This is a genomic window from Streptomyces sp. NBC_00354, assembly GCF_036106915.1.
GTDB lineage: Bacteria > Actinomycetota > Actinomycetes > Streptomycetales > Streptomycetaceae > Streptomyces.
Window position 1 is genome coordinate 1,288,437 of the sequence record NZ_CP107983.1, and the last position, 20,677, is coordinate 1,309,113.

At 68.6% G+C, this 20,677-nt stretch carries 9 protein-coding genes and 9 pseudogenes; 10 read left to right on the forward strand and 8 right to left on the reverse strand.

All coding sequences use genetic code 11. The annotated features are described in order from the left end of the window. The first annotated feature begins 65 nt into the window (after positions 1-65). From OHT74_RS06080 to cas7c, 3 genes and pseudogenes are all read left to right on the forward strand, one after another. Positions 66-2,336, forward strand: a complete 2,271-nt coding sequence (locus OHT74_RS06080) for an MMPL family transporter (RefSeq protein WP_328619619.1) — start codon at positions 66-68, stop codon at positions 2,334-2,336. 225 nt (positions 2,337-2,561) lie between these two features. After that, positions 2,562-2,810: a type I-C CRISPR-associated protein Cas8c/Csd1 gene (locus tag OHT74_RS42080; protein WP_353962365.1), complete on the forward strand. Its 249-nt coding sequence runs from the start codon at positions 2,562-2,564 to the stop codon at positions 2,808-2,810. Between the two features lie 70 nt (positions 2,811-2,880). Further along, positions 2,881-3,777: pseudogene (gene cas7c, locus OHT74_RS06085) on the forward strand (type I-C CRISPR-associated protein Cas7/Csd2). An 859-nt stretch (positions 3,778-4,636) separates the two neighbouring features. Here cas7c and OHT74_RS06090 read toward each other — a convergent pair. Further along, positions 4,637-4,798: pseudogene (locus tag OHT74_RS06090) on the reverse strand (pirin family protein); the annotation flags it as partial. Between the two features lie 392 nt (positions 4,799-5,190). Next, positions 5,191-5,847, reverse strand: coding sequence for a class I SAM-dependent methyltransferase (locus tag OHT74_RS06095; RefSeq protein ID WP_266998534.1), 657 nt, complete (start codon positions 5,845-5,847; stop codon positions 5,191-5,193). 185 nt (positions 5,848-6,032) lie between these two features. Here OHT74_RS06095 and OHT74_RS06100 point away from each other — a divergent pair. From OHT74_RS06100 to OHT74_RS06120, 5 genes and pseudogenes are all read left to right on the forward strand, one after another. Further along, positions 6,033-6,828: pseudogene (locus OHT74_RS06100) on the forward strand (NAD-binding protein); the annotation flags it as partial. An 8-nt stretch (positions 6,829-6,836) separates the two neighbouring features. Then, positions 6,837-7,488: pseudogene (locus OHT74_RS06105) on the forward strand (PucR family transcriptional regulator); the annotation flags it as partial. An 877-nt stretch (positions 7,489-8,365) separates the two neighbouring features. Then, positions 8,366-8,776 carry a nuclear transport factor 2 family protein gene (locus tag OHT74_RS06110; protein WP_328619620.1) on the forward strand — a complete coding sequence of 137 codons (411 nt, stop codon included), beginning with the start codon at positions 8,366-8,368 and terminating at the stop codon, positions 8,774-8,776. 125 nt (positions 8,777-8,901) lie between these two features. Continuing rightward, positions 8,902-9,965: pseudogene (locus tag OHT74_RS06115) on the forward strand (NAD-dependent epimerase/dehydratase family protein). A 78-nt stretch (positions 9,966-10,043) separates the two neighbouring features. Further along, positions 10,044-10,441: pseudogene (locus OHT74_RS06120) on the forward strand (helix-turn-helix domain-containing protein); the annotation flags it as partial. Between the two features lie 397 nt (positions 10,442-10,838). Here the strand turns inward: OHT74_RS06120 and OHT74_RS06125 are convergent. The 4 genes and pseudogenes from OHT74_RS06125 to OHT74_RS06140 all read right to left on the reverse strand — a co-directional run bounded on the left by OHT74_RS06125 (position 10,839) and on the right by OHT74_RS06140 (position 16,049). Then, complete coding sequence (locus tag OHT74_RS06125; protein ID WP_328619621.1) at positions 10,839-12,620, reverse strand: reverse transcriptase/maturase family protein; 1,782 nt, start codon at positions 12,618-12,620, stop codon at positions 10,839-10,841. 534 nt (positions 12,621-13,154) lie between these two features. Then, positions 13,155-13,564 (reverse strand): annotated as a pseudogene (locus OHT74_RS06130) (transposase); the annotation flags it as partial. Positions 13,565-13,728: 164 nt separating this feature from the next. Beyond that, on the reverse strand, positions 13,729-15,168 hold the full coding sequence (locus OHT74_RS06135) for a vanadium-dependent haloperoxidase (RefSeq protein WP_328619622.1): 1,440 nt from the start codon (positions 15,166-15,168) through the stop codon (positions 13,729-13,731). A gap of 247 nt (positions 15,169-15,415) precedes the next feature. Then, a pseudogene (locus OHT74_RS06140) lies at positions 15,416-16,049 on the reverse strand (transposase family protein). Positions 16,050-16,201: 152 nt separating this feature from the next. Between OHT74_RS06140 and OHT74_RS06145 the strand changes: the two are divergent. Beyond that, positions 16,202-16,339: pseudogene (locus tag OHT74_RS06145) on the forward strand (IS110 family transposase); the annotation flags it as partial. A 142-nt stretch (positions 16,340-16,481) separates the two neighbouring features. Here OHT74_RS06145 and OHT74_RS06150 read toward each other — a convergent pair. Then, positions 16,482-17,978, reverse strand: a complete 1,497-nt coding sequence (locus OHT74_RS06150; protein ID WP_328619623.1) for an FAD-binding oxidoreductase — start codon at positions 17,976-17,978, stop codon at positions 16,482-16,484. Between the two features lie 1,259 nt (positions 17,979-19,237). Further along, a complete protein-coding gene (locus OHT74_RS06155; RefSeq protein WP_328619624.1) occupies positions 19,238-20,203 on the reverse strand; it encodes a pirin family protein in 966 nt (321 codons plus the stop codon). Between the two features lie 106 nt (positions 20,204-20,309). On the opposite strand from OHT74_RS06155, the gene OHT74_RS06160 reads away from it, so the two are divergent. Further along, on the forward strand, positions 20,310-20,660 hold the full coding sequence (locus OHT74_RS06160; protein ID WP_328619625.1) for a tetratricopeptide repeat protein: 351 nt from the start codon (positions 20,310-20,312) through the stop codon (positions 20,658-20,660). Positions 20,661-20,677: the final 17 nt, after the last annotated feature.

Consider the following 20,677-nt stretch of genomic DNA (forward strand, 5'->3'; position numbering starts at 1 on the left):
CGTGGCGACGAGCCTCGACATCGGCGGCCGTACAAGGACGGCCGCCGAGGTGGTTGGAGGACCCGATGCTCTCGAAAGCCCTGTTGCGCCTGGGCGCAAGCGCCGCCCGCCATCCCTGGCGGGTGATCGCGGCATGGCTGATCGCCGCCACGCTTGCCGTCCTCGCCGCGATCGCCTTCGGCGGGCGGACCGCGGACTCGATGACCGCTCCGGGGCTGGACTCCCGACGGGCCGCGGAACTGATCGAGCGGGCCGGCACCGGCCAGGAGGGGATGACCGCCCAAGTGGTCGTCACCCCCCTCGACGACGGTGCGACGTTCTTCGACGACGACAGCGCGCGCACCGCTCTCACGCGGCTGCGGGCCGAGGTGAAGCGGCTGCCGCACGTGCTCGGCACGAGCGACCCGGCGGGGGCACTCGACGCGGGCGGGGACACCGCCGTGCTCGGCGGCCTTGTCTCGGCCGACGGGCGGATCGCGGTCGTCCGGGTGCAGTATCCCGACCAGAGCCGGCTGTCGGCCGAAGACCTCGACGCCCTCGTCGATCTCGGCGACCGGCTGCGCGCCGAGCTGCCCCTGCGCATCGAGATGGGCGGGAACCTCTTCTACGCCTTCTCCGACCCCGACGGCGGCGCGAGCGAGTTGATCGGCCTCCTCGCCGCGGCCGCGATCCTGTTCCTGGCGTTCGGTTCGCTCGCCGCCGCCGCGCTGCCGATCGGCATGGCGGTCTTCGGACTGACCGTCGGGGTCGCCACGATGACGGTACTGGCGGGGGTGACAGAGGTCCCCACCTTCGCACCGGTCCTGGGCAGCATGGTCGGGCTCGGAGTGGGCATCGACTACGCGCTGTTCGTGCTCGCCAGGCACCGGGAGTACCTCGCGCGCGGGCTCGATCCGCACGAGGCGGCCGGACGAGCGGTGGCCACGGCGGGGCGGCCGGTGGTCTTCGCCGGCGGAACCGTCGTCGTGTCGATCCTCGGCATGGCGGTCGCGAACGTGCCGTTCATGACGGTGGGCGGGGTTGCCGTCTCGATCGTCGTCCTGACCATGGTGCTCGCGTCGGTGACGCTGCTGCCAGCCTTCCTCGGCGCCGCCGGCCCACGCCTGGCCCGGGCCGGCCGGATCGGCCGGGCTCTGCAGACCGGGAAGCTGGGCCGACTCGCACGGCAGCGGGACACGGTGGCGGGCGCCGCTCCCGCCGCCGGTTGGCGGGGCTGGATCGGGCACGTCAGCCGGCACCCGGTGCTGTACGCGATCGGCGCGGCGGGGCTGCTGCTGACGGCGACGCTGCCCGTGCTCGGCCTGCGCGTCGGCCTGCCCGACGACGGCTCACTGCCCCACAGCCGTACCGAGCGCCGGGCCTACGACCTCGTCGCCGAGGGGTTCGGCCCGGGCACCAACGGTCCCCTCGTCATCGCCGCGGACCCCGCCCGTGATCCGGGAGTGCTGGACCGACTCGTCGCAACAGTCGCAGCGGATCCGGGCATCGCATCCGTCGCGCCGACGCACATCGATCGGGCCACCGGCATCGCGACCCTCGTGGTGTTCCCGACCACCAGCCCTCAGGACAAGGCCACGGCCGACACCATCGCCCGGCTGCGCACCGACGTGCTGCCCACGGCGATCGGGCACGGCCCGGCCAGGGCCCACGTCGGCGGCGCCGCCGCGAGCCTGTCCGATGTGGGCCAACGCACCAGCCAACGCCTGCCGGTGTTCGTCGCCGCCGTGCTGGCGATGTCGTTCCTGCTGCTGATGCTGGTCTTCCGCTCGATACTCGTACCGCTCAAGGCGGTACTGCTGAATCTGCTGAGCATCGGCGCGGCCTACGGCATCATGGTCGCGGTCTTCCAGTGGGGCTGGGGAGGCGCACTCATCGGGCTGGAAGCGACGGTTCCGATCGTGTCGTTCATCCCGATGTTCCTCTTCGCCATCCTGTTCGGCCTGTCGATGGACTACGAGGTGTTCCTCCTCTCCCGCGTACGCGAGGAGTACCTGCGCACCGGCGACAACGGCACCGCGATCGTTGAGGGCGTCTCGGGCACCGCCCGGATCATCACCTCGGCCGCCCTCATCATGGTGGCGGTCTTCCTGTCCTTCGCCGTCGCCGAGGACCCCTCCACCAAAATGTTCGGGCTCGGCCTGGCCACCGCGATCTTCATCGACGCCACGGTCGTACGCATGGTGCTGGTACCGGCGACCATGACACTCCTCGGCCGGACCAACTGGTGGCTGCCGAAGTGGCTGGACCGGATGCTTCCCCGCGGCCCGGTCGGCACCGACGACACCGACGCGGAATCCACGGGTGAGGCCCCGCGTCCACGGCCGGTTGACCGTTGACTCAACTCCTGCCCGCCCTTGGCGTCCGGCACCTCAGCGCGTCACCTAGGGGCATATCGAGTCGTGATCATCGGGTGGTCCTGGTGAGGTCCTTGATCCAGATCATCGAGGCGCGCAGGTGGAGACCGGCGGGGTAGCTGTCGGGAGTCTTGTCGTATCGGGTGGCGATGCCTCGCCATGCTTTGAGAGACAGCGTGATGGTGTGGTGGACCCGCGTTCCCACCCCTGCCTGCGAACAGCCCGCGGAATCATGCGCAGTTCCTGCGAAGGGACCGTCCCGGGGCAGGAGTCGCACTGGAGAGCCGGCTCGGTGAGGTCTTCAGCGCCTTCCGCGACGACCTCCCCCTGCACCTAACACCCCGCGAGCAAGGCCGCTTCGTCATCGGCTACGAACAGCAGCGCGCCGCCGACCGGGCCGCTGCCAAGTCCCGCAGCACCGACGACAAGAGCGTCAGCCTCCCGTCTCAGCCATGACCCACCTCCGGACAGCCACGCCCTCAACGGACACCACCCACAGCTGGCAGCCTCCCGAGAACGGACCGACATGACCCAGGCGCACCTCGACCCGACCCGCAAGCACGACTTCGTCTTCCTCATCGACGCCACCGACAGCAACCCCAACAGAGACCCGGACAACGGCGGCATCCCCCGCACCGACCCGGTCACCGGCCAAGGCCTGATCGCCGACGTCGCCATCAAGCGGAAGATCCGCAACACGATCGCCCTGATCAACCGCGACGAGAACAAGCCCGGCTACGAGATCTATGTGGAAGCCGGCGTCGCCCTCAACGCCCAGCACGAAAGGGCCTACACCCCCGAGAACGGGGCCACAAACCAGAGCGAAGCCCGCACCTGGATGTGCCGCAACTTCTTCGACGTCCGCATGTTCGGCGCCGTCATGTCCACCGGCAAGAGGGACAAGACAGCCGGCCGCGTCCAAGGGCCCATGCAAATCTCCTTCTCCCGCTCCATCGACCCCATCACCCCCTTCGACATCGGCGTCACCCGCGTCACCCCCACCAAGCAGGAAGACATCGACGCCTGACACAACCCCGAAGAAGGCAAGAAGGGCAAAGAGACCGAGATGGGCTCCAAGCACATCGTCCCCTACGGTCTCTACCGCGGCGCCGGCCACTTCAGCGCCCCACTCGCCGCCAAGACCGGAGTCACCAGCGAAGACCTTGCAGCCTTCTGGCGCGCATTCACCCTCATGCTCGACCACGACCGGGCCGCAGCCCGAGGCGCCCTCGCACTGCGCGGACTGTACGTCTTCACCCACGACGACGCCTTCGGCCGCGCCCCAGCCCACACCCTCCTCGACCGAATCCACATCAAGCCCCTCGGCGACGTCAGCGCCCGCAGCTTCACCGACTACGGCACCGTCGAGATCCGCGACACCGACCTTCCCGCCGGCATCACCCTGACCCGCCTCATCGGCTGAACGCACACTCCGACAGGCGAGTAGTCGCCCGACAGCCGAATTGCCTCGGCCGTCCGCCAAGGCTCCGAAGACCAGCCCCCCTTCACGGCCCTTTGGGGCGGCGGAGCGGCACCCGTGGGCGCGTCGGTCGCCCTCCGGGTGACCGAGGATCGCAACGCCCGGTAGTTGGCGTCGGCCCGCGTCTGCGCGCCCGTAGTGGCGCTCGTCCTCCGGGAGCCGAGGATCGCAACACACCACCCTCGCCCGAGCTGGATGATCAGGACCCGATGGCGGTCGCCCTCCGGGGCAGCCGAGGGCCGCAACGTGATCCCTCCACGGGGGTCTGGGATCGCTCGGCGGTCGTGGCAGAACGTCCTCCGGAGCGGGCGCAGTGTGAAACTCGGTCCGCTCCTACAAGGTAAGCATGCAGCGGGCGCTCCACCGGCCTGGGACGCTGCCTGAGCCTGTCCAGGCGCCGGGAGGTGTCCTGGTGGTCGTCCAGGTTTCATCGCGCGGCACCATTTGGCGACTGTCCACAACTCGTCGATGGGCTCACCGCCGAATCGGCGGTCGTCCTTCACCCCGGCCGACAGCTCGGATCAGGCTTCCATGACGAGACTCAGATCTAGGCTGATGCGCCTCGCGCAGTCCTGCCGCCCTTAGACAGGGGCACACTCCTCGGGCCCCTCAACAATCTAACTACTCGTCAGTAGAGTGTCAGCATCCGTCCGACCAGAGTCGACCACAGACCGCCTCACTTGATATCCAAGAGCAAGATCGACTGGCCCCTTCGGTTGCCGTGTCGACTTCCGAAGGGGCACCACAAGCGGAAGGGCCTACGTAGCCACTCACGCGACCCCGCTTCCGGCATCAACACAGGTCAGCGCACACGACCCCGAGGTTTCAGGCGAGTTGGGGGGAGTTCTGGGGCCGGAATCGGAGCGCCGTCATAGCCCTTCACCTCGCCGTAGCGGGTGCCGTTCATCCAGTCCTCGCGGAAGCCTGCGATGTCCTCTTGGGACCGTCCGATCCAGTTCCAGAACGTAGACGAGATATCCGTCTTCGTGCAGGTCAGGAACATGGTGGACCCTCCGGCGTCAGCAAAGGGTCAGCATTGGCGCCCGAGGGGTCCCGCACCGCTGGCAACGAAGTCGCTCGCCCACGGAATGTGCACCTTCTTCAAGGACTGCGAGCACCCGCAGTCCCGCTGGTCGAAGTGCCCGCACGAGTACACGATCCGTTACCGCAGTGCGGCCGGTAAGCAGACCGAGGAGGCCGGCTTCCCCACCCAGGACAAGGCCATCGATCGCCTCACCACGGTCTACCAGGAGAAGAAGGCCGCCCCAAGGAACCAAGGCAAGGCCGAGCGCATCCAGAAGTACGGCGCAATGCAGTTCCGCGAGCACACCGCTGAGACTGGCGCTGGAGCCGGGCTCAGCGGCAGGCGCGCAGCGCGACGAAGTGACGACCGCGAGCGCTGCTCCACCGTTCGGCCTCGGTCCACCCCGACGCCGTGGCATGGCCGCCGAGGGCGGTAGCCCCGACCACGGCCCAGGGGAAGACGGTGCTGACCGGCTGGTGGCCGGAGTGGATCCGGACGCGGCGGCGCTCGTCGACCTCCCCGACTGCGGTCTCCACCAGGAGGAGTCCCTCCGGAGCCACGACTTCCCTGATCCGGTGCAGCAGCCGCCGGGGCTCGCCACCGATCCCGATGTTGCCGTCGATCAGCAGCGCCGTTCCCCACCGGCCCTCGTCGGGGAGCGGGTCGAAGACCGATCTGCTCACCGCTGAGCCACCCCGGCAGGCGGTCGTGATCACTGCGACAGGACAGACGTCGATGCCGAGGACGTGGTGGCCACGCCCCGCAAGTGCCTCGACCATACGGCCGGCGCCGCACCCGATGTCCAGTACCCGGCCGGTGCACCGCCGCAGCACGGTCCTGTCGGCCGCGTCCGCCCGGGCGCACCACCTTTCCAGGTCCAGGGGGAAGGACCAGCCCTCCGCATCGCACAGGGACAGGGCACTCTGTGGGGCGTGGATCGCCCGCGCGTAGGAGCCGGTGCTCCAGGCCCGGTATTCATGAGCGGTCATCCCCCATGTCTCGCCGCGACCCGTGACCGTGGTGCGTTCCGGACCAATGATTCCCCCGGACGGCCCCCTCCCCACGATCACGGCGACACGTGGGCGGGCGGGGCGGGACCCGCCACTACTCAGGACATCCTGAGGCGGTGTCTTCGATATCAGCGCAGCCTCAACCGCCGTACGCCGATGGGCGGATGGTCGTGTGCGGTGACGACGGGCTGGCCCGTCGTCTGGCCTCCGAGCTACAGGAGGTCTACAAGGAACGGGTGACGCTCGTAGCGCCTGCCGACCGTGATGCCCAGCCGAGCGTGGGCCGTGCAACCGGCGCACCGGGACGAGGCCTGCTGGGCCGGGTCTCGCTCACGCGGCTGCGGAACCCTGCCGGGGAACGGCCGCCGGCGCGGGAGCCATGGGTCCTGGAGGCGGTGGAGCCCGACGAGGAGGTGCTGGCCGCTGCGGGGGTGGCCGGGGCCACCCCCGTTGGCCCTGGTGTACGAGGCCGACGATACCAACATCCGGGCCGCCCTGGTCGCACGTCGGCTCAACCCGAGGCTGCGGCTCGTGATCCGGCTGTACAACCGCAAGCTCGGCCAGCACCTGGAGGAACTCCTCGACCAGGCCGCGATGGTGGCGGTGCCCGGGATCGACCTGCGGGAGCTGGACTCCTCGACGACCGTGCCTCGGACGCCGACACCACGGCCCCCCGCGCTGGCGGCCAGCGCCGTCGCCGGTACCAGCAAGGTGGTCCAGGCCGACGGCCTCCTGCTGCGAGCGGTGGAGCGTACGCCTCCAGGGAGGGGCGAGGTGGCCGATCCGGGACTGTGCACCCTCGCCCTCCTGTCCGCGACGACGAGTGACCCGGCCGACGCGGAGGGCGCGGAGTCCAGCGGGGATCGCGGCCCGCAACTGCTGCCCGACGACCGGGCCGTGGCCGCGGCGACGGGACGGGACATCGTGGCCCTGGAGACGGTCGCCCACACGGACGCGTCCCAAGCCAGGCTCAGGCCCACGCCGTGGCCGTCGCGGCCGGGGCAGAGCCGTACGGCGACGGCTTCCTTGTGGCCCGGGGCATCGAGACGGCTGTGCTCACCCGCTTCCCGGGCCGACAGATCCTGCTGACCACCAAGGACGGCCGGCTCATCTGTGTCGCTCCCGGGGACCAGCCGGACGTCCTGTCCTTCTTTGCCAAACAGGCCTACGCCGCCACCGATGGCGGCCGGATCGCCATCGGGCGCTCCCACCCGGGTGCCGGCGGGGTGGTCCACTCCTACGAGCAAGCCCTGAGCGCCCTCGACATCGCGGAGCGCATGGGGCTCGACGGGCCCGTACTGCACACGGTCGACCTCCTCGTCTACCCGGTCCTGACCCGGGACCGGCAGGCCATGGAAGACCTGGTGGAGAGCACGCTCGGTCCCCTGAGCACGGCCCGGGGCGGCGCCCAGCCCCTGATCGACACGCTCACCGCCTACTTCGACAGCGGATGCGTCTCCACCGAGGCCGCCTGTCGCTGAGCGTTCGGGCGCTCACCTACCGGCTGGAACGCATCCACTCCCTCACCGCCGCCGACCCGGCCGACCCCGTGAACCGCCACACCTCCAGACCGCCGTGATCGGCGCCCGGCTCCTCGGCTGGCCCGGCGACGAAAGCTGATCCAGGCGAGGGCGAAGTAGCGCAGCCACAGGTAGAGGGCGGAGAGGGCGACGGTCGCCACCATGACCACGAGGCCGTACGTGGTGAACTCCCAGAAGCTGATGGGGTGGCGGTTGCGCTCGGCGATACCGAGCACCACGACGTTGGCGGAAGCTCCGATGGCGGTGGCGGTGCACCTTCTCGCTGATGATCAGCGCGTACGCGCCGGCGAACAGGCGATCGCGGCCCAGCTGTGCCAGTCGCTCACACTTGGTCCCCCGCAGCGAGGAAGTGCTGCATCAGGGCCGCGGCCGTCACGACCCCGACCAGACGCCCGCGCTCCCCACCGCTGTCGCGGCGAGTGTGCGGGCGGCGAGGAAGCTGGCCGCCCCGCCACGCCACGCAGGTCGGGTGGGTGGGTCGTCGGCGGCGGGTGCCGTGCGTACGCGCGGAGTGGATGCCGCGATGACGTCGAAGGCGCCAGGCGGTCCGGTCAGCGGTGAGATCCACAGCCGGCTGGAGTCGTCGCGCGCCGCTTCACGGGCTCCCTCACGGTCAACTGGTCGGCCTGCTGGCCATCGACTTCGCCACCCGCCGTCGCTTCCGGGTCAACGGGACGCTCACCACCGCGGACGAGGCGGCCTCATGCCAACAGCCTCGGCAATCTGGCCGTCGACAGCACCGCGGCACTGCTGTTCGCCGATTTCGCCACGGGGCGCACCGTGCACCTGTCCGGCACCGCGGTCCTGGAGTGGTCTCCTGGTGGCTCCGACGACGATGAGGGCGGTACCGGCCGCCGGGTCCGCTTCCACATCGGCAGCGTGGTCGACGGCTCCGGCGCACCACGACGCGCGCCCCATCCGGTCCGCCGCCCACCGCACAGGAAGGACTGATGGCAATGAACGAGCCGACACCGGAATCGAACGGCCACACCCGCCTCGCCTACATCCTCGGGGTGCCGCTCGCCCCGGACGTCGAGCGGCAGTGGCCCCAGATGGGCGAGGTCGTCCGCGGCAGCAAGCTCATCGGTGAGGTCGAGGGGAACTTCCCCGAGCTCACGCTCGAAGTGGGGCGGCGGCTGCGCCTCGACGACGACGTCATCGTCGTGGAATGGACCTGCGACTACGGCGACGGCCGCCTCTACCGCAACGTCACCATCGCCGAGCTCCGCGACGGCCGGGCCGTACGGGTCACCGACTACTGGGGCGAACCCACCGCCACTCCCTCGTGGCGCCGACCGCTCACCGCCCGCCTCGACATGCCGGGCGACGGCATCTGGAAGGACCACGACCACCTCGGTCACCACTGACTTCCCGCCCGAAGCCCCCGGCCGTCACGCCCCGGTCGCCGTTCCCAGCGCTCCCGTATGACGGAAGTCTTACGTGCACGCGTGGGAGACCCTCCGCATACTCCGCACTGCGTAGCGTCCGGAGCATTCGCGTACTCGTCACCGGAGGGGCCGGGTTCGTCGGCTCCCACATCGTCTCCGCCCTCACGGCCCACGGACACGAGTCCGTCGTCCTCGACGCCCTGCTCCCAGCCGCCCACCCCGGCACCCCGCCCCTGCCCGACGCCGGGTTCGTGCGCGCCGACGTACGGGACGCCGTCGCGGTCCGGGCCGCGCTCTGCGGGATCGACGCGGTGTGCCACCAGGCGGCCGTGGTCGGCCTCGGCAAGGACTTCGCGGACGCCCCGGACTATGTCGGTTGCAACGATCTCGGGACAGCGGTGCTGCTGGCGGAGATGGCGACCGCCGGGGTGCGGGAGCTCGTGCTCGCCGGGTCGATGGTGGTCTACGGGGAGGGCTGGTACACGTGCGAACGGCACGGGACGATACGCCCCGGGCCGCGTCGGACCGAGGACCTGACGGCGGGCCGGTTCGAACCCCGCTGCCCCGACTGCGGAGCCGAACTCGCGCCGGGCCTGGTCGGTGAGGACGCCCCGACGGATCCGCGGAACGTGTACGCGACGACGAAACTGGCCCAGGAGCACCTCGCGGCGAGCTGGGCCCGGTGCGTGGAGGGTCGGGCGGTGTCGCTGCGCTACCACAACGTGTACGGGCCGGGGATGCCGCGCGACACCCCGTACGCCGGGGTGGCCTCCTTCTTCCGCTCCTCGCTCGCCCGGGGCGAAGCCCCCGGGTCTTCGAAGACGGTGCGCAGCGAAGGGACTTCGTCCACGTCACGGACGTGGCCGCGGCCAATGCGGTGGCGATCGAGGCGGCCGGTACCCGGCGTGCGGGCACACTGTCCGCGTACAACACCGGCAGCGGGGAACCGCACACGGTCGGAGAGATGGCCGCCGAGCTCGCCTCGGCGCACGGCGGACCCGCCCCGGTGGTGACGGGCGAGTTCCGCCTCGGCGACGTACGGCACATCACCGCCGATTCCGCCCGGCTGCGCAAGGAGCTGGGCTGGCATCCGACGGTCGGCTTCGCCGAAGGGATGGCCGAGTTCGCCCGGGCCGGCCAGCGCGAGTCGGCGGGTGTGATCGGCTGAGCCCGGGAACCGGCCGACGTCGTCGGCCGGGGTGTGACGGATGGCGTTGACCAGCAGGTTGGACAGCACCCGCGTCACCTGGATGCCCCTAAGGAAGTACGCGACCCCGACGTCTCCGCCATCGCCGCGATCGACGAGTCGACCCGCAGGAGGCTCTACGACTACGTGGTGCGCCAGCCCGGCCCGGTCAGCCGGGACGAGGCTGCCGCTGCCCTTGGGCTGGCTCGTAGGACAGCGGCGTTACACCTTGACCGGCTGGCCGAGAGTTACTGCTTGCTGTCGTCTACGAGCGCCGCAGCGGACGCTCCGGCGCGGGCGCGGGGAGGCCGGCCAAGCTCTACCTCCGCTCGGCGAAGCAGGTCGCCGTCAACCTGCCGGACCGCCGTTACGAGCTGGCCGGAAAGCTCCTCGCCCAAGCCGTGGAGGAATCCGACGCGACCGGTGAGCCTGTGCGGAATGTATTGCACCGCAAGGCAGGTAGCTCTGTGGCGTGCTCGTAGAGCGGGAACCCGCTGGTTCGCCACGGCCACTGCCCGGGGGCGGGCGACTCGAGAGATCTGGATGCGATCGTGACCGTGCCGACAGCACCAGCCTGGCGGGCGGCGTCTCCGGGAATCGCCGCGTCAGCAGCGAAGGAGACGTCAGGCCTCGCGGGCTGCCGCTCCGCTGCGGTGCGGCGCAAAGATGGAAAACCTCCTCCCCGGCGTCCTCCATCGCCTGCAGAGCTACCGGATCCGTAGTCGGCGGAAGCCGTGGAGCCAGGCGGTTGGGTCGGCCGCGCGGCGAGGTGTCTGCTGTTGGCAGGTTCCTTTTCCGCGCGGCCTCCCGCCGAACCGGACGTGATGGTTTCCCGATCATCCGGCTCTCCAGTGATCACCGCGTGAGTGATTCAGCCGATCGTGTGACATGGATACGGTCATGACAGCTGACACAGGCCACAACTGTCTTGCGGCGCCGATCGAGCATCACGCGCGCCCAGTCGGACGGCGGCCATCCGGAATGCGCGAGATCAGCGAGTGCACGGATGTGATGTACCTCAACATCCCCGATGCTTCCGCAGATCTCGCAGGTATCCGCCAGGAGCCGTGTGATCAGCTCTTTCTGCGGATAGTCCACCCAGGCGGGGCGACGGTCGACGACCTTCGCCGACCGTTGCTGCTGGAGTGGAATTCCACCGAACCTTGCCACCAGTGGATTCCTGTTCTTCCGCTCGACGCGGGCCTCGAAACAGACTCGGGGCCCGTTGGGTGTATCGATCCTGGCCTTGTGCTTGGCCGCCATTTTCGACACCGTCGAGCGGTGCTTGGCCGCGAGGGTCTTGAGCATGGAGGTCTCCATGACCCATTGCATGCGGTGCAGCCGGAAAACATCTCCGGCAAGCAGGTAGTACTGGACAATGCCCCGGTAGACCGCTCCGTAGGTCGCGACGATCGCATGATCGCCACTGTTGATCAGAGCGTTCCTTCTCGCGGGTTTCCCGCGGAACAGGTAAGGGGAACATTTGGCTTTGATCACGTCCCGTGGGACACGGAGTGCGATCTGGCCGTTGACACGCCGGTAACGGCCAGTCTTCTTCGTGTCGTTGTGCTGAGTCGTGATCTCGTAGCCGAGGAACCTCGCAGCCCCGGTACGGGCATGAGTGATCAGCGTTTTGGCCTGGGATAGTTCCAGCCTGAGTTCGTCACGCAGGAACTCCGCCAGGCGGTGCTTGATCTGCTCGGCCTCGGCTTTCGGTCCGGTGAATCCGAGGAGATGGTCGTCCGCATAGCGGATGTAACGCAGCCTCCGGTATCCAGGATCGTTCGGATCCGCGCTCGGCAGGCTGACCATCTGCTGACGAAGTGCCCGGGCTTCTGCCCGGTCGCCGCGCCGGCGGGCTTTCGCCAGGAGATTCTGCAACTCCAGATAGGCGGGGTTGCGGGCCCGGCGGTCTCCCCGGGTGTATTCCGGGATCAGAACTTTCTCGACGAACTCGTCCAGCTTGTGCAGGTAGATGTTGGACAGGACCGGGGATGCCACTCCACCTTGCGGCGCTCCGGAGAGTGTGGCGCCCCACTTCCAGTCCTCCAGGTATCCGGCTGTCAGCATGTTGCGCACCAGCCGCAGAAACCGCTGGTCATGGATCTTCTCGCCAATGATCGACAGCAGGACCTCGTGGTCCAGGCTGCCGAAGCAATCGGCAATGTCGCCCTCGATGAACCAAGATGTCCCGGTCCACGTGTGGGCCACCTCCCGCAGAGCGGTGTGGCAGCCCCGGCGGGGGCGAAACCCATGAGAGCGGTCGGAGAATGCCGGATCGTAGTACGCCTCCAACAAGAGGCGGACGACTTCACCGACGAGTTTGTCCGACCAGGTCGGCAATCCCAGCGGGCGTGTCTTCCCATCCTTCTTCGGGATGAACACGCGCCGGACCGGCCGGAAGCGGTATCGCTCGTGACGCACCGCTTCGATGATCCGGCTGATCTTCCGCTGAGACATCGCGTCCACGGTTTCCGGCGTGACCCCGGGCGTCATCGCACCATGGTTGGCATAGATGCGACCGTAGGCCATGAGATACAACTGCGGGTTGAAAAGCTGTCGATACAGTTCGTCGCACGACAGGCCGCGCCTGCCGCGCTCACGCAGGACACCCAGCACCGTTTTGGCGCTCTGCATTACGCATACCTCCCAGGTCTCGGTGTCCGAATCACCTGGCCCCCTTCGCCCTGCGGACAGCTTTCCCGTCCCCCTTGGCCGGTCGTGACTCCGGCGACTACTACGAGGCCTCCGTCGCCATGGGACTCGCGTCCCGTAGGCGATCCCACGTTCGTCTCTATCTGTACGTTCTAGCGCGACTTAGGCGTCCCACTCATCTCCTTGAATGTCCTCGCTGGACATCGCCCCGCACCCCGGAAGTGCCCCGGCCAACAATCGAAGCCAAAGCAGAGTGCGGCGCCGGTTTCAGTAGTCTTTCCGGCGGATGGGAACTTGCATCTTCTGGAGATTGGGCTTCAAACAATCCAGTCTTCGCCATATCGCGCGGGCCGCCCAGTACACCGTCCCTGACAACTGGGCCCGGTTACTGGTTTCCTGACATGCTGTTGTCCCCTTCACCTTTCGGATCCAGGTAAGTCATTCGGCCCAGGAACCTCCTTCCGAGTTCCTCCCGGCTCAGCCGGGGATACAAACAGAGCGCCTCGTGGCGCACATGGTCCGCTCTACGACCCACCGGTAGACGCCGAGGCCGGAGCCGTGTGGGACTCCGCGGCGGGCGATCGCGGGTTTGACTCCGGTCGCCCAGACCAGGCGGCGGTACTTGTCGTGGTCGTGGCCGCGGTCGGCCAGGAGGGTGTCGGGTCGTCTGCGGGGCCGGCCGACGAGGCCGGCGACCGGCGGGATCTTGTTCAGCAGCGGCATCAGCTGGGTGACGTCGTTGCGGATCCCGCCGGTCAGCGACACGGCCGGCGGGATGCCCGGGCCGTCGACGATGAGGTGGTGCTTGCTGCCCGGACGTGCACGGTCGACCGGGCCGGGACCGCTTTGGGGCCCCGTCGAGCGGCCCTGACGTGGGAGGAGTCGATCACCGCCCGCGACCAGTCCGGCTTCTTCGCGACCCGCAGCCCCTATGAACTGTGGTCGCTCATCGAACCATTGCTTCCGGATCCGGCGCCGAAGCAGGTGGAGTCCGCCCGCGGGTACCGAACGTCACATGATCAACAGCTTCTGTCAGGACCTCTGAGCCGGGGCGCCGGCCGATCCGGCCGGCGTGGGCCACGGTGCCGTTTCACCGCTGATCAGGACGGCCCGGTCGTGTCGGCCGGAGCGCGTTGTCGAACACGTACTCGGCAACGTTGGTGCCGATCTCCCTCCCGTCCTCGGCGTCCCAGCGGAAGTGCGCGCCCAGCCAGAGTCGGCTGAACTCGCCCTCCTGGGCGACCTGGCTGAAGCTGTTCATCTGGCGGGACAGAACGAGTGTGTGCGGGTCCTCGGAGTGTGCGGTGAACGAGACGTCGTCACGGTCGAAGTAGTGCTGCATCGCGCCTGCCCACGCAGCCGTGAAGTTGGCGTGCCCAGAGGTCCAGGCGGGGAAGCACGGGGTCCACGGTGCCCCCGAGCGGTCCGCACTGAGGGGCTCCCAGTTTGCGTTCGCGCCGCCCGTCGCCCGGACCGCGGACACCGGGCGCCACTCGTTGATCGGGCTGTCCATCTTGCTGTCCCAGGCTGCGATCCCGGCATCCGCCAACGACAGCGCCGACAGCGCGAACAAGCGGGTGGTCTCGTACGTGTCGAGCTTGAACTTCTTGGCGACGGTCCCGGTCAGCTGGAGCAGTTGCCCCGGGGGGTGGTAGGTGCCGTTCAGGTCGTGGTCCCAGAACCAGCCGACGACGGTCTGATCGTAGGTGCGCTCGGTGGAGTCGACGGCACCGACCCGTCGCACCTCGTCGACCTGGCGCGCGTACTCCGGGCTGGCCAGCATTTCGTCGTAGGAAGTGAAGCCTCGCAGGGTGGGGGGCCGGAACTGCGAGCCGGAGCGGAGCACGAACGGTTTCACCTTGCCCCAGTTCGGGGTCACCGCGTCGCTCGGCTCCTTGCAGGCCCCTTCGTCAGCCGTCGCCTCTTCACCCGTCGGCCGCCAGGCCCCAGGGGTGGTGGTGTCGCCGTCGAAGACCTCCGGGTTGTCCGAACCGTCATCCGCCCGGGACTTGTTGATCTGCCGCACCACGCGGTCGACCACCAGGCGGTCGAGGGGCTCGTAGCCGTAGGGGGAGCGGCCGGTCCGGGCCTCGTACCGGGCGTCGATGTAGGCCTTGTCGCCCGGGTACAGCTCGGAGATCATCCGGTACGCCGTACGGTCGATCAGCCGCTCCTCTTCGTCCCGACCCGGCTGCGACGATTCGCCGGCGTACTTCAGCGGCCGGTTGAGGTACGGCTGGTACTTCAAGGTTCCGTACGTGTTCTGATAGGCGCTCTCGGCGTTGTAGATCGCCGCGAAGACCATCGCCCCGGACCTGGCGAGTTTGCCGGGCGAGGCGTCCGAGCCCCGCGCATTGCGGAAGGTCTGAAGCAGGACCTTGTTCCAGTACTGCGTCGGATCGCCCTTGTGCCCTGTCACGGCGGCGGCCGGCGGCGCAGCGGCCGCCGCCGGACTCAGCCCGGCGAGCAGGGCTCCGGCCACGGCGACGGCCCGTAGCCGTCCCAGGTGTCGGCCGGCGCGGTACTTCAAGCGTGGGAGCACAGACTGCGTGGCGGACGTGCGGTCATGGTTGGGCTGGAGAGGCACGGGCATCCCTTTCGGCGTTGTTGATCAACAGCGGCAGCGTAATGTCGGATATGTCGAGATCAAGGTCAACCACGCCGATCTATCGATGTTCTTGCATTTGTCGTGATTTGCATGTAAATGATCACCTGATCGCGATCGTCAAAGCCGAGCTGTGATGGTTCAGGCGTGAAGAGGTTTCACTGAACCTTTTTCATCCTGTGTTTTCGCAGGTGATGAGGGTACGGACCGCAACAACGATGCGGCTGGTGCGGTTGGTTGGGCAGCGGGTCCGGCGGAGGACGCGCCAGGTCTTCAGCAGTGCGAAGGCGCGTTCGCCCGGTGCTCGGAGTCGGACGTGGTCTCGGTTGTACTGCTGGTAGTGCGGGGGCTGGATGCTGTGGCGGTAGTAGGGAGTGCGGACGGTGGCGCCGGCGCCTTGGTCGGTCCGGTCGGCCGGGCTCGTCCGCGGCGATTCGGTCAGTGGGGATCAGGGTCCCCTCAACGATGACGAAGTCGTCTTCACCCATTCCCACCAGCGCCTCGTGCGGACCGGGCGTCCATGCGGCCAGGACCTTGAGCGTTTCGTCGACGTACCGCCAGGCGGTAGCCGTGGAGACGCCGAAACCAGCCGCGAGCTGCGGGAACCTCTCGTTCTTCCGTAGATGAGCCAGTGCCGGCAGGGCCTGCTTGCAACAACCCAGATGCCGCCACGGCGAGTTCAGCTCCTGCCGACGGGCATGGATCAGCCAGGAGACGTGTTCGACGAGCTCGTGCGGGACATCGAGCGTGGAAGAATACGGAACCAACAGGCCCCTCGTCGCCGACGTGATGAGTGGTATCACCACGCCAGCGACGAGGGGCTCTGCTGCGTCACCTCTACCCCGTCTGACCAGCCCCTTCACAGCCAAAGACGCCGGAGCGCACCAGAACGAGCGGGCGACAGCGAGGACGGCGAGCTTGCACTCCTCCTGGCTGCTGGCCGGACAGGAGACTCTAGATTCCCGGCCGCGTCGTGAACCGGGCCGGCAACGGATACTGCCGCGAGGGCAAGACCGACGCCCGTGACGCCTTCGTGATCGCCGACGAGGTCGGCATTCGCAGGGACGCAGGCTCATGCGGTCGGCCGATGAGGCCCTTTGGGCTGGAGATCCTCAACCATCCGTCAACGGTTTCAATCAGGTTTATAGGCGTCCTGCAACAGCGTGGCTTCTCCATCAGGACGGGCAGGTCGTGGCTGAGCCCCCTCGCCGGTCGGGAGGGGGCTCAGGCCTGTTCGTTCAGCAGGACGCGGGCGGGATGCTCTGCTCGTACTTGAAGACGTTGTGGGGGTCGTACTCCGCCTTGATCTTGCGCAGTCGGTCGAAGTTCGATCCCCAGTAGGCGGTCTCCCAGTCCTGCATGCCGATGTTCGCCACGTTGACGTAGGCACCGTCTACGTAGGGGCGCAGTGCCTGGCTGAATTCGGCGATCCAAGCCTGGGCCTGCGGGGTGAGCGGGTCGCAGACGCCCGGCTGGTCGGAGCGGGTCCCCCAGCCGGCGCCGGGCTCGGAGTAGAAGAGCGCGTCGCGGTGCGGGAACGCCGTGCCGCCGCGGGGGCTCTTCCTGACCGCCCCGCCGAACGCCTGCACGAAGAAGTTGCTGTCGTCCGTGGGCGCGTCCCGCATGAACGAGGAGACCACATCGATCGCCTTCCTCGGGAACGGCTTTCTGGCGAACTGCGAGAAGAACTTCCAGTTCGCGGGTTCGTCCGCGATCGGGATCTGGAAGCCCGCGTACACGTCGCCCCAGTTCCCTACCTGCACCGACACCTGGGGGCTGTCGACCGACAGGATCGGGGCCAGCAGCTTCTTCGCCTCCGCGGGTGTTCCTTCCGCGAGGACCCCAAACAGCAGGATCTGGTTCCGGTGAATTTCGAGCTGGGTGCCGAGGCGGTCGTCCGTGTACGGCGCAGTACGCTGATAGGCCTCGAAGATCCTGGACAGGTCGCCGATTCCGTCCCAAGTCGCCTGCAAATACGTGACGCTCCTCAGTGGGGCCACTTTGTAGGTGAGTGAGGTGACGATCCCGAAGTTGCCGTTCCCGGCTCCGCGCAGCGCCCAGAGCAGGTCCGGGTTGTTGTGCAGATCGGCCTTGACCACCTTGGCGCACTCGGCGCCTTCCGCAACGACGACCTCGGCACCGATCAGGCTGTCGCAGGCCATGCCGATCCAGCGGGTGAGGAAGCCGAGACCGCCGCCGAGTGTCGCCCCGGACAGGCCCACGCTGCCTTCGGTCCCGGTCGTCACCGCGAAGTTCTGCTCCGCGAGCGTGGTCACCGCTTCCAGCTGGTTGAGTCCGGCGCCGACCGTCGCGACACGGGCGGCGCTGTCGATGCGGACCGACTTCAGCTCGCTGATGTCGATCACGAGGCCGTTGTCGATGTTCGACCAGCCCTCAGTGTTGTGGCGGCCGCTGCGGACCCGTAGCGCGACGTCGTTCTGCCGTGCCCATGTAAGGGCGTTCACCACGTCCTGGGTGTTCTGGGCGAAGACGATGACCAGCGGATAGCGAGAGATGAGCTGGTCCCAGCCGAGGCGTGCGTCCGTGTACCCGGCGTCGTCGGGGCGGACGATGCGGCCGGTCAGCTTCGCCGGCGGGCACTTCGCGTTCGCGGACGCCTCGTTCACGGCGCTCGCACCGTGGGCCTCGGTGGCCGCGAAGCCCTGCGTGACGACCGCACCGGCACCGGCGGCCGCCGTCGCCTTGAGCACTTTACGACGGGAAAAGTCGTTCATGGTCCGTTTCCTCTCGGCCACCAGCGGGCGCGAATTATTCACTTGCGGGCGATTTGGGCGAAGCGGACAGTAGCAAGGATGACCGCGGTGGACTGCATCGACACACTCGCAACCACGGCCGAAACGACCCAACGGCCGTAGCCCAGGCACGAACCCGGTGTGCTTGGTTGGTGATACGACCACCCTGGCCGGCCAACCCACTTGCGTCTCGGCTGCCGGCTCCTTCAGGCAGCCGTGGGCGCTCGACCGAGACCCGGCGGCCAGCAGGCCGGAGAATCACCTCGGTTGCGCCTTGGACGAGCCTCCGGGCCGCTCCCGGGCAGGTTGGAAATGCACCCGCCCCGCGGGTTCGCGGACACCTTCGGCCGAGAGGCTGCCGACAGCCCCTGTGGTGGCCGAGCTTGCCGCCGTGGGCCTGGGTGAGGCGGGCGTCGAGGGTAGGTGCTCCTCACCCACCTCCCCCGGTGGTTCGGCCCCGTCACGCCCTGCCCCGACGGCTACCACGCACCTCGACTGGTGGCCTGGGACATCAGCGTTGACCGGCCCTGGCTCGCGGTGGAATGCGCGTTGGACGGCGCGCCCGAACCAGCACCGGCTGGGGCCAGCGCACAGCCCCGGCCCCGCCGCGCTGCCCTACGTTGGCGGCCCGGGCGGACCATGGCCAGATCCACGCGGCCAGGGACATCTCCAAGCCGCTGCCGCTCCGGAGGACGGCCTGAAAGGCTCACCGATTCGACGGCGCGGGCTTCGATGTCACTCTGTTGGGGCCCAACCGGCCAGACCATGTCCGCAAACGCCCTACGGGGCTTGATCCATGGAGTGGGCACCCCCTCGACACTCGGCGAGGCATGGCCCCAACCGAGCGACAGCGGCGGCTTCGACTCCGCGCTTTGTTGACCGTCCACAACGCTGCACAGGGACTTCCGCGACATACCGACAGCAAGCCGCGGTCCCGAACGAGAGCCCACCTGGAGCTGCCCGCGGCAGCCGAAGAGCCCTGGACCAGGCCCCTCGGCATGCCGCTCCTCTGCCGGGAGGCGCGCCCGGACTCCCTGCCTCGACATCTAACTACTCGTCAGTAGAGTCAGTAAAGGGTCAGCATTCGTCCGACCAGACCTGACCACAGCCTGTTTCACATGAGACTCAACCTCAAGATCGGGAGAAGCCCCCAGAGGCCTCGCAGACATACGACGGACCTTCAGAAGCGGAGCGACAGCGCGGCCACTACCCTGACTTCACCCTCAGGACATACATGCAGTTCAGCGCACTCTTCCCCTGGGCTTCAGGCGAGTTGGAGGGAGTTCCGGGGCCGGAAGCGGAGCACCGTCGTAGCCCTTGACCTCGCCGAATCTCGTCCCGTTCATCCAGTCCTCGCGGGCCTGCGCGATATCCTCTTGGGACCGTCCGATCCAGTTCCAGAACATCACGATCTCCTCCTCGAACGGCTCGCCGCCCAGCAGCATCAGGCCCGCGTCCGTGGCCGCGCGCAGGGGGAGTTCCGTGCGGCCGCAGCCGAGGTAGAGCATCGAGCCCGGGAGGACCGGGACGCCGTCCACGTGGGCTTCGCCCGACATCGACAGGACCGCGTACTCGAAGTCCGGGTTCAGCGGGAGCCGGGTCTCCGTGCCCGCCGCGAGGGCCAGGTCCGCGCCGACGATCGGGCTGTACGCCGTGCCCGGCGAGGTCGCCGTGTCCAGGGTGCCCAGGATGACAATGGCGGTCAGGCCCGGGGCGGTCACGTGTGGGAGCTCCGCGTGGTGCTGGAAATGGGGTTCCACATGGCGGTGGGCCTCCGGGAGGGCCACCCACAGCTGGGCGCCGTGCAGGAGGCGGCCGTGCGAGCGGGGGCTCTCCTCGGAGTGGCTGATGCCGCGGCCCGAGGTCATCAGGCCGAGCTCGCGCGGGCGGATCGTCTCAAGGCTGCCCACGCTGTCCCGGTGCAGCACCTCGCCGTCGTGCAGCCAGCTCACGGTCTGGAGCCCGGAGTGCGGATGCGGGGCGACCTGCATGCCGGGCTCGCCGGCGATGTCGTCCGGGCCGTAGTGGTCGACGAAGCACCAGGCGCCCACCATGCGGCGTCCCAGGTTGGGCAGGAGTCGGCGGACCTCGGTGGATTCCCCGAGCTTGACCGTGCGCGGGCTGAGGAGCTCGCGCACGGGTTCGGCCACGACGAAGCCGCGGCCGCCGCAGGCGGAGAGAGCGGGCTGGCGATCGAGATTGCTCATGCCGCACAACTTAGTACCGCCACCAGCGCCGCGTTCGGTGGAATGTCCGGCTGCTGTCACGTGTTGGAGGGGGCGGACGCACCACCTGAACGGCGGAAGGGACGCGATGAACGCGCCGACGACGTATTTCGAGCACGGGACGGCAGCCGAGCGCTGGGACCGGGCCCGGCTCTTCTTCGACGCGAAGGAGTACGCGACGGCCGCAACCATCCTGGTCGCACTGGCCGACGAGGCCCCCGAGCAGCTGGCGCCCCGGCTGCTGCTGGCCCGCGCCTACTACCACTCCGCCCAGCTCTCGCGCGCCGAGCACGAGCTCCGCGCCATCCTGGAGCGCTGGCCCGTGGAGGACTACGCGCAGCTGATGCTCGGCCGGACGCTGGAGCGCCAGGGCCGGGCCACCGAAGCCCGCCCCCACCTGCGGATGGCCGCCGCCATGGCCGGCGACTTCCCCGAGTAGCGCACCCACCGGCGCAC

Bases quoted from the DNA above. Each gene is read 5' to 3' on its own strand.
- OHT74_RS06160 (WP_328619625.1), top strand. From the start codon at position 20,310: ATGAACGCGCCGACGACGTATTTCGAGCACGGGACGGCAGCCGAGCGC.
- OHT74_RS06080 (WP_328619619.1), top strand. From the start codon at position 66: ATGCTCTCGAAAGCCCTGTTGCGCCTGGGCGCAAGCGCCGCCCGCCAT.
- OHT74_RS06125 (WP_328619621.1), bottom strand. From the start codon at position 12,620: ATGCAGAGCGCCAAAACGGTGCTGGGTGTCCTGCGTGAGCGCGGCAGG.
- OHT74_RS06095 (WP_266998534.1), bottom strand. From the start codon at position 5,847: ATGACCGCTCATGAATACCGGGCCTGGAGCACCGGCTCCTACGCGCGG.
- OHT74_RS06110 (WP_328619620.1), top strand. From the start codon at position 8,366: ATGAACGAGCCGACACCGGAATCGAACGGCCACACCCGCCTCGCCTAC.
- OHT74_RS06150 (WP_328619623.1), bottom strand. From the start codon at position 17,978: ATGAACGACTTTTCCCGTCGTAAAGTGCTCAAGGCGACGGCGGCCGCC.
- OHT74_RS06155 (WP_328619624.1), bottom strand. From the start codon at position 20,203: ATGAGCAATCTCGATCGCCAGCCCGCTCTCTCCGCCTGCGGCGGCCGC.